This window comes from Armatimonadota bacterium, assembly GCA_039679645.1.
Taxonomy (GTDB): domain Bacteria; phylum Armatimonadota; class UBA5829; order UBA5829; family UBA5829; genus UBA5829.
Genome location: JBDKUO010000009.1, coordinates 103,055 through 120,602 on the forward strand (window position 1 = coordinate 103,055; position 17,548 = coordinate 120,602).

5 protein-coding genes are annotated in these 17,548 nt (G+C 49.7%); all 5 read right to left on the minus strand.

The window, feature by feature from the left end; genetic code table 11:
- Window positions 1-21 precede the first annotated feature (21 nt).
- Entirely contained in the window at window positions 22-702 is a 681-nt protein-coding gene (locus tag ABFD83_01850) for a GntR family transcriptional regulator (GenBank protein ID MEN6355808.1), read from the minus strand.
- Window positions 703-1,032: 330 nt separating this feature from the next.
- Window positions 1,033-4,563, minus strand: coding sequence for a carboxypeptidase regulatory-like domain-containing protein (locus tag ABFD83_01855; protein ID MEN6355809.1), 3,531 nt, complete (start codon window positions 4,561-4,563; stop codon window positions 1,033-1,035).
- Window positions 4,564-5,410: 847 nt separating this feature from the next.
- Entirely contained in the window at window positions 5,411-9,007 is a 3,597-nt protein-coding gene (locus tag ABFD83_01860) for a discoidin domain-containing protein (GenBank protein ID MEN6355810.1), read from the minus strand.
- 845 nt (window positions 9,008-9,852) lie between these two features.
- Complete coding sequence (locus ABFD83_01865; GenBank protein ID MEN6355811.1) at window positions 9,853-13,431, minus strand: discoidin domain-containing protein; 3,579 nt, start codon at window positions 13,429-13,431, stop codon at window positions 9,853-9,855.
- A gap of 593 nt (window positions 13,432-14,024) precedes the next feature.
- Window positions 14,025-17,525 (minus strand): carboxypeptidase regulatory-like domain-containing protein, encoded by a 3,501-nt coding sequence (locus ABFD83_01870; GenBank protein ID MEN6355812.1) that lies wholly within the window; start codon window positions 17,523-17,525, stop codon window positions 14,025-14,027.
- Between the last annotated feature and the right edge of the window lie 23 nt (window positions 17,526-17,548).

Below are 17,548 nucleotides of genomic sequence, written 5' to 3' on the forward strand. Positions count from 1 at the left end.
AATTATCGACTATTGCAAGAATCAGGCAAACTGCATTATTTTTGGCCTAGGCATGCTTTCATGCATGACCCGGCACAAATCGGAAAGCACTTCCTCAACATGTTCTCTCGCACGGTCTTTCGCGAGTTCTTCATCACCGGAGATGATGGCATCAACAAGACTATCATGAATACTTGGACAGCATACCGGCAGCCTCAGCCACGTTGCATTGCGGATTGTGTTTGTAATTACACGGGAATTGCTGAGAGTCCGACTAAGCAATTGTGAACCCGAACACTGCACAATGAAAGCATGTAAGTCGGAATCCGCCTTCAGACAGCCGGCGGTGTCCTGTACAATCGCGCAATCTGTGAATGCCTTGGCAAGTTCCTTGATCTTTTCGCGCTGCTGGGTGGTTGCCCGAATCGCGCAAAATCCGGCAGCTATTTGCTCCATAGACGATCTGATCATGATCGCGCATTCTATCTCATCAACTGACCAGTCTCTGACCTGTGCGCCCCGATTGAGTTCGCATACGACTAGCCCATCGTGCTCCAACCTGCATATTGCTTTTGCGACAGGAATGCTGCTTGTATTAAGCATCCGAGCAAGATCACGCTGTATTAGACGCATGCCGGGTTTCAGTTTTCCGCATTCAATCATATCGCGCAGTCGTTCGTAGACAGTCTCGGATATGTTTTCAGTCAGTTTCATTTCAATCATGTCTTTCTGATGTAAAACCACACTGCACTTAACTATAATACAGTGTTGCCGGCTATTCAGAAGGCGCACTACATCTATGTGCTTAGCTCGACATTAGCCTTTATACCATGATTGTCGGGTTATGTCAATCAAAATATATATCATCATAGTGTTTTATATAATACAAATACTGTTATGCCATATGGTGTGCTATATGCTGTAATATCCATAGCGCATCCGCATCGCTAATTTTTATAAGTTTTTAGCGCAAAAAAACAGGCAGGGTCTGAATTGACCCCGCCTGTTTTAAGTTAGTCAGTGCGACTATGCGCACGCCTTATGTCGCTTGCCCTACGGAGTTGCAGGATTGAGCGAGTAGCCGAGTCCTGTGGTTATGTACGGATTATATCCGCCATAACCAATGCCTCCATAGGATTCACTGTCAACGAACTGACTTGCAAGCTTGAACGTGCTGATGTTGTTTACAACCTTGAAGAGTATGCTGTTCAAGCCCTGATGAAGAGTGATGTCATATGGACCATCCTGCCCGATTGTACAGCTTCTACCTGTAGCATACATACCTGAGTTTGTTGTCTCGTCAATTGAATACTGCAGGGCTCCATTGGCAAAGACACTCAGCCAGTCATCAGAACCGGTTACCATCGCCACAGCAGGCGCCTCGGTATCGGACCATACATACAGGTGGACATAAGCCGCTGACGATGCATTCGTTCCACCGAGCACTGAGTTGATGTCGAGAATGCCGCTGGCGCTTGTTCCGACTTTCCAAGTCTTGCCTGCTGTCTCAAGACCTTCAGCAGGCTTAATTGTCGTTCCTACTGATGCCTCGCCGATGAAGTCCACATCAAGCAGGTCATAAGCGTTGGTTGGAGCAGGATCAGTGGTGAACGGACCAAGCACCAGATACTGAATCGGATAGTCATATGTGCCTGTGAACGGCAGGGAATGCATATCGTCCGAACCATAGGCCCAATCTGCCCTCTCATCTCTCATGTAGAGGACCGTGCCGTCGGCATCCTTACCCACAACACCGCGGACTCTGACATAATCGTCATCCGCAGGCATGGCAGCCGTGCTGCTGCACAGTATTTTGATCGGTTTAGCAGAACCATCACTGATCTTAAAACTGCCGGTCGTGGAATTGGAGACCTTGCCCCATGTCTTGATGAAGAGATTTTGAGACACGCTATCCGCAGCGGCCTTGTTGTTCATGCTGAGCTCTTCAATTGCAGGGCCGTCAGGACAGGTTGTAGCTGTAAGACGCGTGATGGAAGTAGCTTCCACGTACCTTAGCCCGTAGCTGTCTGTGCAGACCTTTCCTGCAACTGATACACTGTCGCCGAACTGAACAGTCGTCGACAAACCGGTCATATGGACTTTAATGCCGGCAGTGCGGTCCGCGGTCTCAATGAAGATAGTATCGGTCGGCACGCCGCCGCCCGGTGTAGCCGTAACCACCGCACTCGATATGACTGTTCCACCACCCTCGGGAGTGTTTTTGGCTCCGGTAATGGTAAACGGCTGTCTTTCGAGTGTGGATTCGCGCAGTTCCAGTTCCCAGAATACTAAGTTGCTTCCTGTCCCGCCAACAGCGGTGGTGCGCATTCTCCAATACCTAGCTGTCTGAGGCGCAAACCTGACAACTCCATATCCACATTTCTGGATGGGATAAGTAGTGTTTTTGTTTGCCGGGTTGTTCTGAAGATAGACGCTCTGAACAAACCCGCCATCATTGTTTGTAAATGTCTTGACATTGTTCCATGTCGAGCTATCGTCACTATAATCTATGGTAAAGGATGTGCCCCAGCCCTGTTCCCAATAGATTGCCAACTCGTCTATAGTCCTGGCAGCGCCAAGATCGATAGTAAATGCCGAAGGCATATATGTCTTTGCAATTGCAAACAGCGATGAAGTGCTGCCGTCGACTGCCCGGGTGGGCGGGTATCCTGCCAAATAGTTCGGACAAGTCACATCCGCTGCCAAAGCCCAGTCGAAACCGGCCGGCTGAAGAGTAAAGTTTTGCTTTACTACATCGGAGGTTGTGGTAAGTGTCACAGTCTGATCATCAGTGGCGCTGTAATTAGGGGCCGTAGCCGCAATATAGTAAGTTCCTGCATTCACCAGGCCTAAGTGATAGTAGCCATCAGCATTAGTTCTGGTTCGGATTCTTCCGACACTATACACCAGAGGATCCGATGAAGTCGATGCGGCAACCCATGCGTTTGCGATGGGGTTGCCGTTTGCGTCTTTGACATAACCGCTGATTCCGTTCGGATTATCTATATCAAAGCCGGTTCCGGCACTGAACTTCTTTATGTATTTACCGAACTCTGCGAAGAGGTCGCCATTGTCATTCAGCGCAAGATATCTCGGCCATGCATTTGCGGAATCACTGATACCCTGGTATGACCAGAGGATTTCCGCATGATCGCCCATATCGGCTATGGCATAGATGCGTCCGCCGGTGGTAAGTCGGCCTTTTCCTGTGCCGACATACAGCACCTGAGGATCGGTGTTGGCGACCACGATGTTGGAGGTGTCCTGCCAGCAGTCGTCAGGCAATTCAAGTGTCCACTTGATGCTTGCGCTGTTGCCGTTGTCCGTTACTGCAATGACTCTCCCAACGTTGGTCCTGAAATACTTATAGCTCTCATCAAAGGTAGATCCATTTATGGCGGTGGCGAGAACTGCGCCTGTGCTTGAGAGATAGAGAGTCCCGTCAGCGCCTATCGCGGGCGGGTGTATGTGCTGGCTGCCTGTATGGATAGCCCATTTGGCTTCACCTGTGCCTTTATATGCATCAATTGGGTCTTTTCCGCCAGTGTTGGTATCGTATGCATATAATGTGGAGGCGCAGTTCGCCGGATTCGGTGTCGGAGTAGGATAGCCACTAGCGGGTGTGGCATATGATCCCCAGTTGTCCGAACCGCCTACATATAATGTGCTTCCGTCATTTGAGATAGAGGCAGGGCCATATGCGTTCTCACAGAATGCACCCCACACCAGATCGCCATAGGTGCCCATGTCATCAATAGCGTACACCTGATATTTATGAATACTCGTCCGTGTTTGCCAATACGCGTATCTTTCACCGCCTGAGATGAAAATACGGTTGTGAGCAGGGACTCCTCCACTGGCCGGGATTCTCTTAACGGCGAATGTGCCGTTGCAGCCGCCGATGCCGTTAAAATACGTTGTCCCGGCAACAATAAAGCTGTTATACATCCATTTGTAGGTGCCGTCACTGTTTAGGGCAAAGAGAGGTCCCCACTCGTCAACGGTGGCATAGGTGCCTCCCTGAGTGTGGGTGTAGATGGTTCCATCTTCTCCCACAGCATCATTGGTATAGGTGTTGGCTGTGGCGCTGTAGTAGTCAGTGTAGGCGAACGGAGTCGTCCAATCCAGCGATCCTGAGCCCATCACGCCTGCGTAAGTCTTCGCATTTGTGGTTGCGCTCCTACCTGGACCAACAAGGATCCTCTGATTGGTGCCGTTGTCAAAGAGTGTCGGACCATTGCGGTTGGTTGTGACCGTTGATCCTACGATATCGGGAACAGTCCAGGCCCAACCTGTGGCTGCTGTTCCGTTCGGGGCGATCTTCACAACATCGTCCGGACCCGTTGACATTACGTAACAGTAACCCGATCCATCTATCGCTAGGCCGGTAACAGAAGGCATGAAGCCAAGGCTGTATGTCCATGAGACAACCGGCTTTGCGATAAGCGTGGCGGGACTGCGCCCGCTGTTGTAAGCGTCTCGCTGATATTTTGGCCATCCGCTTGAAGGCAACTGTGCAAATGCCGGTATCGACATTATGCAGACACAGACGACCAATACTGCAATCCATCTTGCTTTGCGCATTACTTTCTCTCCTTTGCAAAATTTTTACTGGAGTGAACGTTCAAGCAAAAACGACTTGCGGTTCATGCTTTAGTCTGTTTACACGATTCTCTGTGCGGTAATTTCGGATTTGGAATAGATTTTGCACCAAGTCCGGCTCCCGCCTTCCTCTATGTACCCCCCTTATCAATTGCGAAGGGACTCTCTATGAAGCCCTCAACGCATAATTTACCGAGGATCAACCGCCCCAATGCGAGGCGGCGTCCTCAGTGCTTTACGGCCACTATATCTTCAAATCTGCAGCCTGCCACAGACAACTCGTAATCAAACTTATTGCATATGTATGTTTATCATACCACTCAACAAGACCAAATGGTTGTACCCTATAATGTATTAGCCCACCTATCAAGATAAAAGACAACCGCCATGCAATACGTATGTTTGTCATACCATTATGCACACCCTATTGGATGCAATGTATCATGTGATTGTCTGCCTGTCAAGGTGGAATGAGAGTGTTTTGAAAATATCTTTTGCAGCGCTCTATACGAATCTTTCCGCCTGAGACCTGCACTGCAAATCTCATTACCCGAATCGTGGAATGCTTGCAAACCAGAGTAACTTGTTCAATATAATGTATACCATGGTGATTGGCTGCTGTCAACTATAATTATGCAATTTTTCTTTAGATTTCGCCTGCAATATTAAGCAGGATATAAAATTGCTACAGCATATGGTCTGTTCACGGCTGGAGCATAATGTCGAAAACCAGGCTTAACATATTGTAATAGCAGCAGGCGGGTCAGATGTTGACCCGCCTGCTTTACGTTAGTCAGTGCGACTATGCGCACGTCTTATGTTGCTTGCCCTACGGAGTTGCAGGATTGAGTGAGTAACCAAGTCCTGTGGCCGTATATGGACCATAACACCCATAACCATTATAACCTTCAAAATCCGCCGGAACTATCTGGCTGGAGACAGCGAAGCCAGAACTGCCATTGACGACTTTGAGCAGTATGCTGTTCAAACCCTGATTAAGGGTGATTGTACCTTTTTCTTGACCGATGTCGACTCCGCGTCCAGCATCACTGTAGTAGCTTGCGCCGGATACAATTGACTGATTGACGTAAACCTTCAAACAGTCATCGGAGCCTGTTGCAAGGGCAGTAGCGTCAAGCGTAGTTGCAGACTCGGACCAGACATACAGGAACACATAGGCAACAGATTTAGAGATAGCGCCACTTTCGGTATCATCTCCTCCGAATGCCGCATTGAGGTCAAGTATGCCGTCTTTGCTTGTTCCAACGAACCATGTCTTGCCTGCGGTTTCCAGTCCTGCGACCGGTTTCACCGAATCGCCGATGGTTGTCTCTACGATTGGATCCCAAGCATAAAGCTCGGCCATGGTCTTGTTGGCATCAGTGAACGGACCAAGCACCAGAGACTGGATCGGATAGTCGTATTGGCCGGTGAACGGCAGAGCATGCATATTGTCTGAGTCATAAGCCCAGTCGGCTCTCTCGCTTCTCATATAGAGAACAGTGCCGTCTGCATCCTTACCCACAACGCCGCGCACTCTGATGTAATCATTATCCACAGGCAGGGCAAACGAAGCACTGCTGTCATAGATCACCTTGATCGGCGAAGCGGAACCGTCGCTGATCACGAAGCTGCCGGGCGTAGAATCTGAGACCTTGCCCCATGTCTTGATGAACAAGCCCTGAGACACGCTGTCACCAGCAGACTTGTTGTTCATACTAAGCTCAGCGATTGCCGGGCCGTCAGGTGACTGAGTTGTCGTCGTGCGGGTAAGCGTTGTTGCCGCAATGTACTTCTCGCCATTGCTGCTGCCTACTACTCCGTTTACGGAGACTTTGTCACCAAAGTAAATACCGGCAGTTCCGCCGGTCTTGTTGACGCGAATACCGGCTGTGCGGTTCGCGGATTCAACAAAGAGCGTATTGGCATCGACAACGTTGGTAACAACCGCATTGTCGAACTTGGCAGGGGCGCCGTCAGGAGTATTCCTTGCTCCAGCAATGGTAGCCGGCTGCGCCGCTAATGTGCTGTCACGAAGCTCAACATCCCAAAGCCATACGTCGGTCGCTGCGGCACCGGTTGTCGCTAAGGCGCTTGCTGTGACGTTTATCTGCCAATATCTAGCAGTAGCGGCATTGAGCTTGAGTACATTATATCCGGTCTTCATGTACGGCGCACCAGTATTACCAGGATTGGTGGTGCTGACATTCCAATCCAATGGATATCCACCATTGCCTGTTGCTACGGTATATGCATTAGCCGTAGTCCAAGTCACTTGGTCATTACTATATTGTACGGTATATGCACTTGCAAAGTCTGATCCCCAGTAGAAAGCGGCTTCGTTGATGGTCTTGGCGGAACCAAGATCAATCACGAGAGACGCAGGCAGGCTTGTAGCCCTGAACTGAGTGTTAAGATCATTATCCACTGCATTGCTTGCGGGGTAACTGGCATCTGCATTCGAGCAGGTTGCGTTTGCGCCCCAAGCCCAGTTGAAACCAGCCGGTACAAGTGTTAGGTTGAATTTATTAACGTTTGATAGGTTTGTCGCAGTATAGATTGCTCTCAGACTGCCCGAAAGGGTAGTGCCCTTGTAGCTGGGAGCAGTTGCCGCAACATAGTATGTACCGGCGGCCGCGATACCCATTTGGTAGTAGCCATCGGCATCTGTCCGTGTCCGAATCCTCTGTTTATCGCCACCTGCCGGTGGGTATAAGGTACCGCTCGTACTTACTGATACCCAGGCATCATTAATAGGATTACCGGCGCTGTCCTTGACATAACCGCTGATACCGTTCGGATTGTTAACGTCGAATCCGGCGGGGAACTTTCTTACTAAGTTGTTGATTGCCGCATAGAGGTTGCCACTATCGTCAAGCGCAAGATAAAGAGGCCACTTACCGGCAGCGCCTTCATTAATATCTTGATAGGTCCAAAGGATCTTGCCGTAAGTGCCCATATCTTTAATGGCATAGATGCGACCGCCACTCAACCGACCATTGCCCGTGCCTACATAAAGAACAGCCGGGTTGGTGTTGGTAACAGCGATGTTGGAGCACTCGGACGAACCGTCATCCGGCAGGTCCAAAGCCCACTTGATAGTGCCATGGTCACCATTGTCAGTGACAGCAACGACTCGTCCCAGCTTGCTGGTCAATTGGCTATAAATGAACGAGCTGGCAACATAGAGTGTGCCATCCGCGCCGATAGCTGGCGGGAACACACTTTCAGTACCGGTGTCTAGTTTCCACTTGGGACCGCCTGTGTCCTTGTAGTTGGTAATCCAATCCACCTCACCGGAGTTGTCAGGAATGTTGGCATCACCTGCCCAATACGAACCATCAGCTCTACCATCAGTAACAACGCCATCGCCAGGGCACCTTTGATTGCTAAAGGTGGACCTGTTGCCGCCTGTTTCGGCATCATACGCAACCAGCGTATTGTATGTATATGCTATCGGGCTGTGACCGTCACAGTATTCCCAGGAGTTACCGCCGGTGACATACACGGTGTTGCCGTCATTCGAGATTGAAGGAGGGCCGTATGAATAGCAGGGATTGTAGGCACCCCAAACTAACTCTGCATAAGTGCCCATGTCATCGATGGCAATCACCTGATATTTATGCCGAGCACTGCGATAAGCTAGATCATAGCTGTCGAAGTGGTTGCCTCCGGAGATAAATATCCTGTTATGAGCAGCTACGCCGCCGCTGGCCGGTATCCGCTGCACTGCAAGCGCGCCATTGATACCGCCGAAGCCGAGGCTGTTCATCCCTGAGGCTGAAGGAGCATTGAACGTCCACTTTGTGGTTCCATTAGCATTTAGGGCAACGATCGGACCATCATCACTATAGGTCCACTGCTGACCATGGGTATAGATGGTTCCATCTTCTCCCACCGCAGGGCTGGTATAGCTGTTTCCGATGGAGCCGGGGAATGTCGAATAAAGATCGGAACTCCATGCGCTGCTGCCGTTTGACATGTATCCTGCAAATGTATGTCCCATAGTGGCATCTGCAGCACTTCTGCCGGGGCCTATGACAACGTACTGGCTTGTGCCGTCATCAAACAGCAATGGGCCGTTTCTATTAGCACTGCTTGCTGTCGTTGAACCCGCAGTCCAGGTAAATCCTGTGTCGACAGTTCCACCGGAAGTGATTTTCACCAATGGGTTATTATACTGCGACATAGCATAAACATTACCACTCGAATCCAGCACTAACCCCGCACGGGTTATTGCAAAACCGGCGGCAGTTGACCACTCCGTATACGGCTTAGCTATTACCGTAGCGGAACTGCGGCCACTGTTGTATGCGTCGTGCTGATACTTTGGCCAACCGGCAGTCGGCAACTGCGCGAATACCGGTATTGACATCACGAAGACGCAGACTATGGCCAATAATACGATAAATCTTGTCTTATGCATTACTTCCTCTCCTTTTCTTTTAGTGACTTTTTAAGTGAGAACAAACGTGCATAAACAAACTGCTGTTTATACTTTTATCCAAGTGTAGAATTTTCTGAGCGGTTATTCCGGATATGGAGCTAATCTTGTGCTTTCTTTCCGGGTTCCGCATGCCTTTATGTCTCCTCCTTACTCAATTGCGAAGGAACTCTCTTTGAAGCCCTCAACGCTGAATTAGCCAAAGTGCAGCGGCCTCGCAATGTGAGGCGGCTTTCTCTGTGCTTTACGGCCACTACTTTTTAATATGCAGTTTGCCTGAGGCATACTTTTACGCATGACTAGGCACAAACCAGCAAGTACTTACGGATATGTGTTCCGCCAGTTTCTTGTTGTGTTATCAACTGTTCACTGCATCTAGATTATTATCCGTTATTGCTCGATGCTGAATGCCGCCCCAAGATCCGAGGCGGCACTCTCGCACTTGCCAATCCGGCCACCGGATTGCAGTCAGCTTTCCTCAACGGCTACTGACTCATCACTACCATCTATACCATGGTGATTACGGGTCGTCAACACAAATATGTACATAATTGATATTTCAGTTGCTATTTAACCGATCTCTTGTACTTTATTGAGGTGATATTTTGTATCGCTATTAATACATCACTTGCTGTCATAAACGCTGCAGCATGTAAGTGCTTTTTAGTTCTTTTTAATTGGATGTTGGCAGTTAGCGTGTGTGGTGGATTCATCGCCGCAGTGGCCTGGTGTGGCTGATATTACAAAAATCAGGTGGAGCCGATTTGACCCCACCTGATTTCACTTATCTATTGTGTGCGGAGAATCCGCACGTTTTGTTGTTTGCCCTACGGAGTCGCAGGATTGAGTGAGTAGCCCAGTCCAGTGGCCATATATTGAGTATAACCACCATAACCGGTGCCTCCATAGGAATCGCTGTCAACGAACTGGCTGGAAAGCTTGAACGTGCCGGTGTTGTTTACAACCTTAAAGAGTAAGCTGTTCAAGCCCTGATGAAGAGTGATGTTATATGAACCATCCTGCCCGATTGCGCAGCTTCGACCAGTAGGAAATTCCGATTCATCCTTCGTATACTGCAGGACTCCATTGACATATACCTTCAACCAGTCATCAGAACCGGTTACTATCGCCACAGCAGGCGCCTCGGTCTCGGACCACAAATACAGCTGAACATAAGCCGCTGAAGAGGCATTGGTTCCTCCGAGCACTGAGTTGATGTCGAGTATGCCATTAGCGCTTGTCCCCACAGTCCAGGTCTTGCCTGCGGTTGTAAGACCCGCAGACGGCATAACCGTCGTGCCGATTGATGTCTCACCGATGAAGTCCTCATCAATCAGGTCGTAAGCATTGGTTGGAGCAGGATCAGTGGTGAACGGACCAAGCACCAGATACTGGATCGGGTAGTCATATGCGCCCGTGAACGGCAGGGCGTGCATGTCATCTGCTCCGTAGACCCAGTCAGCTCTCTCATTTCTCATATAGAGAACGGGGCCGTCGGCATCCTTACCCACAACGCCACGCACTCTGATGTAGTCATCATTGACGGGCTGAGTCATAGTCGTGCTGCAAAGTACCTTGATCGGACTGGCAGAGCCATCACTGATTGCGAAGTTTCCACTGCCTGCCGTGGAATTGGAGACCTTGCCCCAAGTGTCGACAAGCATTCCCTGGCTAATTGCATCAGCAGCGGCTTTGTTGTTCATTGCCATATCGGCAGGTAATGGACAGGCGGGGTCGGTGGTTGTTGTCAGGCGAGCTACCGTGCCTGCATTTATATATTTCTCACCGTCAGCAGTAACAGCAACAGTGCCATACACATAAACCCTATCACCGAAGTGTATACTGGAGGATACTCCGCTCTTGTATACACGCATACCTGCATTACGATCATCTGATTCTATGAATATAGTGTCGGTCGGAACACCACCTCCATCGCACGTTGCTGTAACGACAGCATCATTTATGATAGCTGCTTGACCAACTTCAAGTGCTCGTGCGCCACCAACTGTTGACTGCGCAGCAACCTTCGATGGATCGCGAAGTTCGATCTCCCACATAGATGGTGTGGAAGCAGATGACAGGCTTGTGACGCCGCCGACTACACCATACCTGGCAGACGTAATCGTTAATTTCCAGAGCTGTGCTTCCGGAACAGACGATGGGATCTTGATAACATCGACAGCAGTCTTCTGACCACCAATGTTTGTACCTGCTGTGATCTTTACCGGAAATGCAACAGTAGGATTGGCACCGTAAAAATCAACAGGGAACCCGCGGTTATCAGTCACTGTGGTTGCATACGCTGGGTTCCAATTTACACCGTTGTCCGTGCTATACTCCAGAGTGTATGAAGCACCGGCAATCCACCACCAGTAGATCACAGCCTCGTCTATTTTCTGAGGCGATCCAAGGTCAATCGTATAGGTTACAGGCAAAGAAGTGGCCTGGCAGCGAGTAGCCCAACTACCTGTTACCAATCCATCAATTGCATTGGCTGCCGGATAACTGGTATTCTCATTTGATGCAGTGATTGTGCCAGTCCTTGCCCAGTCATACTTGGCACTTTCTAGAGTAAAGTCTGTGCCGGATATTTTTGTATTTGCGGCTGAAAATGTAACTGTAATATTATCACTGCCCTCATAATTTAGCGCACAGGCAGCAACATTATACGATACCGGGAATGTGGCATCGGGATCAAACTTCGGCGTTATTTGATAGGTGCCGTCAGCGTTTGTTTTTGTCCACATTCTATTGGGGTTATCAGCCAATGGCTGCGAGTATGTACTTACTGATACCCATGCATTCGCAATCGGGTTGCCATCGGCATCCTTAACCGTTCCGGTTATACCCTCAGGAGCACTGATGCTGAAACCTGCCGGGAATTTGAACATTCTGCCCTTCAGGACGGCTAACACTGACCCATCATCATTTATTGCCAGATTGGGTGGAACCATGGTACAGCTGGTCGAACAAGTAGTGTATTTCAGGTCAGGAGCAAAGTACTCCCAAAGAATCTTACCGTATTCGCCCTCATCCCTTATGCAGTAGATTCGGCCGTTTCCGGAAGCAAGGTAAATTACATTCTTGCCATCGTTGTCGGTAATAGTGGCACAAGCCGTTGTATCGGAAGCGCCATCATCCGGCAAAACCATAGTCCACTTAATAACACCATTGTTCTGACCGCCATCCCAAATGGCAACCAGATTACCGGCTGGATTGCTGCCAGGAGGATATGACCATGAAGAGCCACTATCGCATCCTGGGTTGGTTCCGCCGCACACATATATCATATTACCTGAACCGAGTGCAGGTGAATAGGCATGGTTTCCACCAGTAGCAAGTTTGAACTTCACAGAACCATTTGATGTGTTATATGCAACAAACTGATTACTGCAAACAAAACCGACTTTGATCGCTGATCTACTCTGCATATAGGTCTGCTTGCCGGCGCAATATACCGTGCTTTCATCGTCGGAGAGCACTGGAGCACCCTGGAAACAACCAGCATTAGTATTTCCTGCTACGCCCCAAAGGTATGTTGAGGCAGTTCCATCATCGCGCAATGCAATAATGCTGGGAATGCCATCGTTAACGGAATGCTCATAGCATTGAAAACCAGTGCTATAGATAATGTTATTACCACCAAGGTAGCCTACTGCATATGATCCATGCATTCTGCCCTGGCCTTTACTGGCTGTGTTGAAATGCCACTTCTCAGTTCCATCCAGCGAATTATATGCCATCACCGGACCCTGCGGATCAGCAGGAGAGCACCTCATATTACCCCAGTATACTGTTCCATCAGGACCGACTGCAATATTGGAATCGCAACTAAATGGTGTCTGAGAAGTTGCATATCCCGGATATGTGCAGATATACGTATTGATTTTCGGTGAGGTTATCCAGCCTGGGATTGTTCCATCTGCATTGATTTTTTTAATTAACCCATGAGATGACGGAAGGTATCCAAGTGGGCTCAGTATCGACCAACTTGTGTCATTGCCACAAATGGTAATACCATTAAAAGCCACAACACTATCATCATAGCCTACTTCGGCCTTGGTCTTGTACCATATAAAGTTCCCGTTGGTGTCGTACTTAGCAAGCGCAAAGTCAAAGTCGGCAAATAGATAAATGTTCCCATCCGGATCAGTTTGTATACCGTTATGGGTAACCGACTTATTTGTATCCGTATTCCAACGGGCTGGAGTTGTTTGTGCATCAACATTCACCTGCCATTCAGGAATAGGTTTTGCAATTGATGTAGCTGCGCTGTTGTGGCCGCTATTGTGATAGTCATGTCCGGACTTCGGCCAGTTTTTACTCGGTATCTGTGCGTATGCCGATATTGACATCGCAAGGATGCAGCCTACTGCCAATAACACGATCCATTTTGCTTTCTGCATTATATGTCCTCTCCTCTCTTATTGTCATCTCTTTGTTGTAGAGATGGTTAAGCACAAACATTGTTGCTTGCGCAAAAACTCCGGTAATGAAATCCTCCCTTCACGAATACGAGGGGGCTTTCTTTGAAGCCCTCAACGCATAATTTACCGAGGAGTAGCCGCCTCGTATTTTCGAGGCGGCGTCCTCTTTCACGGCCACTACGCTTTAATGATGCGTACCAGGATATTAGCTGAGAAACACGCAGTACGCCACCGAAAAATGATCAAACTGTAACGAAAAACGGTTATGCGCGCTTTCTACGGATTACAGTGATTGACGATTTTACAATCTGCGCTACAGTTAATGCTACAGCATATGTGACAAGGGCATTATGCTTTCTCTTTACTTGTTTGTCAATAGGGAATTTGCTGCGTTATGCAAAATATTTCATAATTAAAATGTCGCTAACCGGAGGAATAGAATTGCTGATGCAAATAGATCATATTGCATTGTAAAACGAGGGGGCTTTATGAGAAATCAGGTGGGGTCTGTTGACCCCACCTGATTTCGTTATCTATTGTGTGCGAAGAATCCGCACATTTTGTCGTTTGCCCTACGGAGTCGCAGGGTTGAGTGAGTAGCCCAGTCCGGCGAATGGAGTGTAACCACCATACCCGGTTCCTCCATAGGCCTCGACATCAACTATCTGGCTTGCAAGAGCGAAGCCACCATCACCGTTGACAACTTTGAACAGTATACTGTTCAGACCCTTATTCAGCGTGATAGCAGTCGGACCATCTATACCGATGGTGCAACCGCGTGCTGCGTCAATACTGAATGCCTGAGCGCCGTTGACGAAATACTTAAGTGCGTCATCGGAACCAGTCACCAATCCAACGCTTGGCGAAGCAGTCTCGGACCATACATAGAGGTATACGTATGCAACTGCATTCGGTGTCACTCCACCAAACGCAGCATTCAGATCCAGAATGCCGTCAGCACTTGTCGCTGTGAACCAAGTCTTGCCCGCGGTCGCAAGGCCATCAGCCGGCATAATCGTTGTGCCGATCGATGTCTCTCCAATGAAGTCCTCAGCAAGAAGCTGAGTTCTGGTCTTGCCCTCATCCGTATACGGACCGAGCACCAGATACTGGATCGGATAGTCGTATGCGCCGGTAAACGGCAGAGCGTGCATATCGTCCGAATCATAGGCCCAGTCTGCCCGCTCATCTCTCATGTAGAGAACCGTGCCGTCAAGATCTTTGCCGACAACACCGCGGACTCTGATGTAATCATTATCCGCAGGCATGGTAGCCGTACTGCTGCACAGTACCTTGATCGGCGAAGCAGAACCGTCGCTGATCTTGAAGCTGCCGGTTGCAGAGTCAGAGACCTTGCCCCATGTCTTGATGAACATACCCTGAGACACGCTGTCACCAGCAGCCTTGTTGTTCATGCTGAGTTCGGCAACCGCAGGACCGTCAGGAGAGGCGGTCGTCGTCGCGCGGGAAATAGAGGTAGCAGCAATGTATTTCTCACCATTGGCAGTGTAGATTTTACCGGCAATGTTGACCTTGTCGCCAAACTGTATCGTCGCCGGCATGCCGGTCATCTGAACCTTGATGCCTGCTGTGCGGTTTGCTTCCTCTACGAAGATCGTGTCAGTAGCCACGCCGCCGCCAGCAGTAGCAGTGACTACCGCGCCGTTGACTTTGACTGGATCACCTTCTTCGCCGGACTTTGCACCTGCGATAGTAGGCTCAAGCGCTTCCTTTGACGGGTCGCGGAGTTCGACTTCCCAGATAGATGCGTAAGGTGATCCATTCTTTGTAGAAGTATAGCTTCCTACAACACCGTAACTGGCTGCACTAACGTTTAGTCTCCAATACTGTGCGCTCACAGACGGGAACTTGATAACAGCCACAGCGGTCTTCTGTCCGCCAGGACCGACATTAACGGCAGCATATGGAGGACCGGAGATCGTAGGATCGGCGGCATACCAGTCAATCGGGAAACCGCCGTTGCCTGCTGTGGTTTCGTAGGGTTTTCCGTATATACCCGGAGTTGTCCAGTCAGTGCCATTCTTGCTGTATTCCAATGAATAGCTGCTCGGACACATCCACCAGGAGTAGATCACAGCTTCATTTACTGATCTTTCCTGTCCAAGATCTATGGTCAGAACAGGAGCTGAGCCTGTTGATGCAAAACGAGTAGCAGTGTCCCCGGTCGCAAATCCATCAACAATGTTGACAGCCGGATAGCTGCTGTTTTCATCCGTGCTGGTTACACTGGAACCAATCGCCCAGTTGAACTTAGCCTTACCAAGAGTGAAGTCCTTGGTGATCTTATCTGTGAATGCATTGATGGCAGCTGTCTGATTAGCGCTTCCCTCGTAACCGACCGCACTCGCCGCCACATAGTATGTGCCGACGGTGTCCGGCGATATCTGATAGGAACCATCAGGGTTAGTCTTCGTCCAGAACCTGCTTGCGTTGTCGGCAAGAGGATTGGTAGATGTAGATGCGGACACCCATGCGCCTGCAATAGGATTGCCGTCGGCATCCTTGACTGTTCCACTTATGCCTTCAGGGCTGTTGGGATTGAAACCAGCCGGGAACTTGAAGAGCTGATCGTTGAAGGCAACATACAATGTGCCGTCATCAGCCACAGCCGGTGTCGGCGGTGTATAACCTACACTGCCCCAGCAGCAGAACTTCAGATCAGTTGCCTGCCAGGTCCAGAGGAGCTTGCCATAAGTGCCCTGATCCTGTATGCAGAAGAGTCTGCCGTTACCGGTTGCAACATATATAACAGTCGGTGTCGTGTTGATTGTCGCTAAAGCCGAGGTATCGGAATCGACATCATCAGGCAGTTCATATGTCCACTTGACCGTAGCGGAACTGCCGTTATCTGTGACGGCAATGACCTTGCCCGGAGTATTGATCGGAGGCACGTCAGTCTTTGCGCCGGTCCTAAAGTGACCGCCGACAACGTATATCGTACCGTCGGCGCCAAGCGCAGGAGATACTGCGTGTGTGCCACCGGTCTGTATCGACCACTTCTTTGCACCAGTGTCGGCATTATATGCAAACAGAGTGTCCGGATAGGTATAAATGACATTGGTGTTTTCGCTATGCCATGCCCAGCCATCGCGGCCTGCTACATAGAGCGTTGCTCCATCACCTGAAAGCACCGGGCCTGATGTGAAGAATCCGGTGTTGGTATAGTCGGCTGTCCAGAGCAGGGTTGCATTTGTGCCGTCATCGCGCACTGCAAATAAATCGTTCATGAACTCGCCAGGAGCACATTCTTCATAGTATACGCCGCCGGAATTGTAGATGACGTTTTTCAATCCGCCGCCATAACTTACCTGCTTGACAGCACAGGAGCCGAGGCTTCGACCCACGCCGTATGTGTTGTAAGTCCAATTGACCGTGCCGTTAGACGGGTTAATCGCCTTCAGGGGGCCATAGGGGCCATAAAATGAATACAGCATATTGCCCAAATATATGGTACCATCAGGACCAACAGCCGCGGAAGAATTGGTACCATAACCACGATATCCGCCCAGCGACGAGTGGCCTGTGCTCGGATCATTGAGGGCTTCGGATTCCCATATAAACGCACCGGTGCTCGTATTTCCAGCACCTATCGTTGCATGGGAGTTGGAGTAAACTGGAGGGTTGCCGCCATCATCATCTTCACCGCCCATCCAGGCGAGGATCATCTCAGTGGTGCCATTGCTCCAGATTGTCGGACCGTTATACCAGCCATGGTTATCGTTGGAGGTAAAACCAGAGGCCTGCCACATCTGACTTCCATCTGCGGAAGAATACTTGCCCAGACCGAAATAGTCGTCCCACTGAACGTATATGTTTCCGTCAGGACCGATTTTGACACCCTCGTATGAGGGAATCTCACCCTGAACCACCTCAATCGTATGCCGCCAACTCGGAGCCGGCTTTGCAATTGAAGTTGCCGGGCTCTTGCTGCTGTTGTAGTAGTCACGCCCGGATTTTGGCCAGTTTGTCGACGGTAGCTGCGCATATGCCGATATCGACATTACACAGATACAGACGATGGCCAACAGTGTAATCCATCTTGCTTTTTGCATTATCTTGCAGTCTCCTTTCTAAC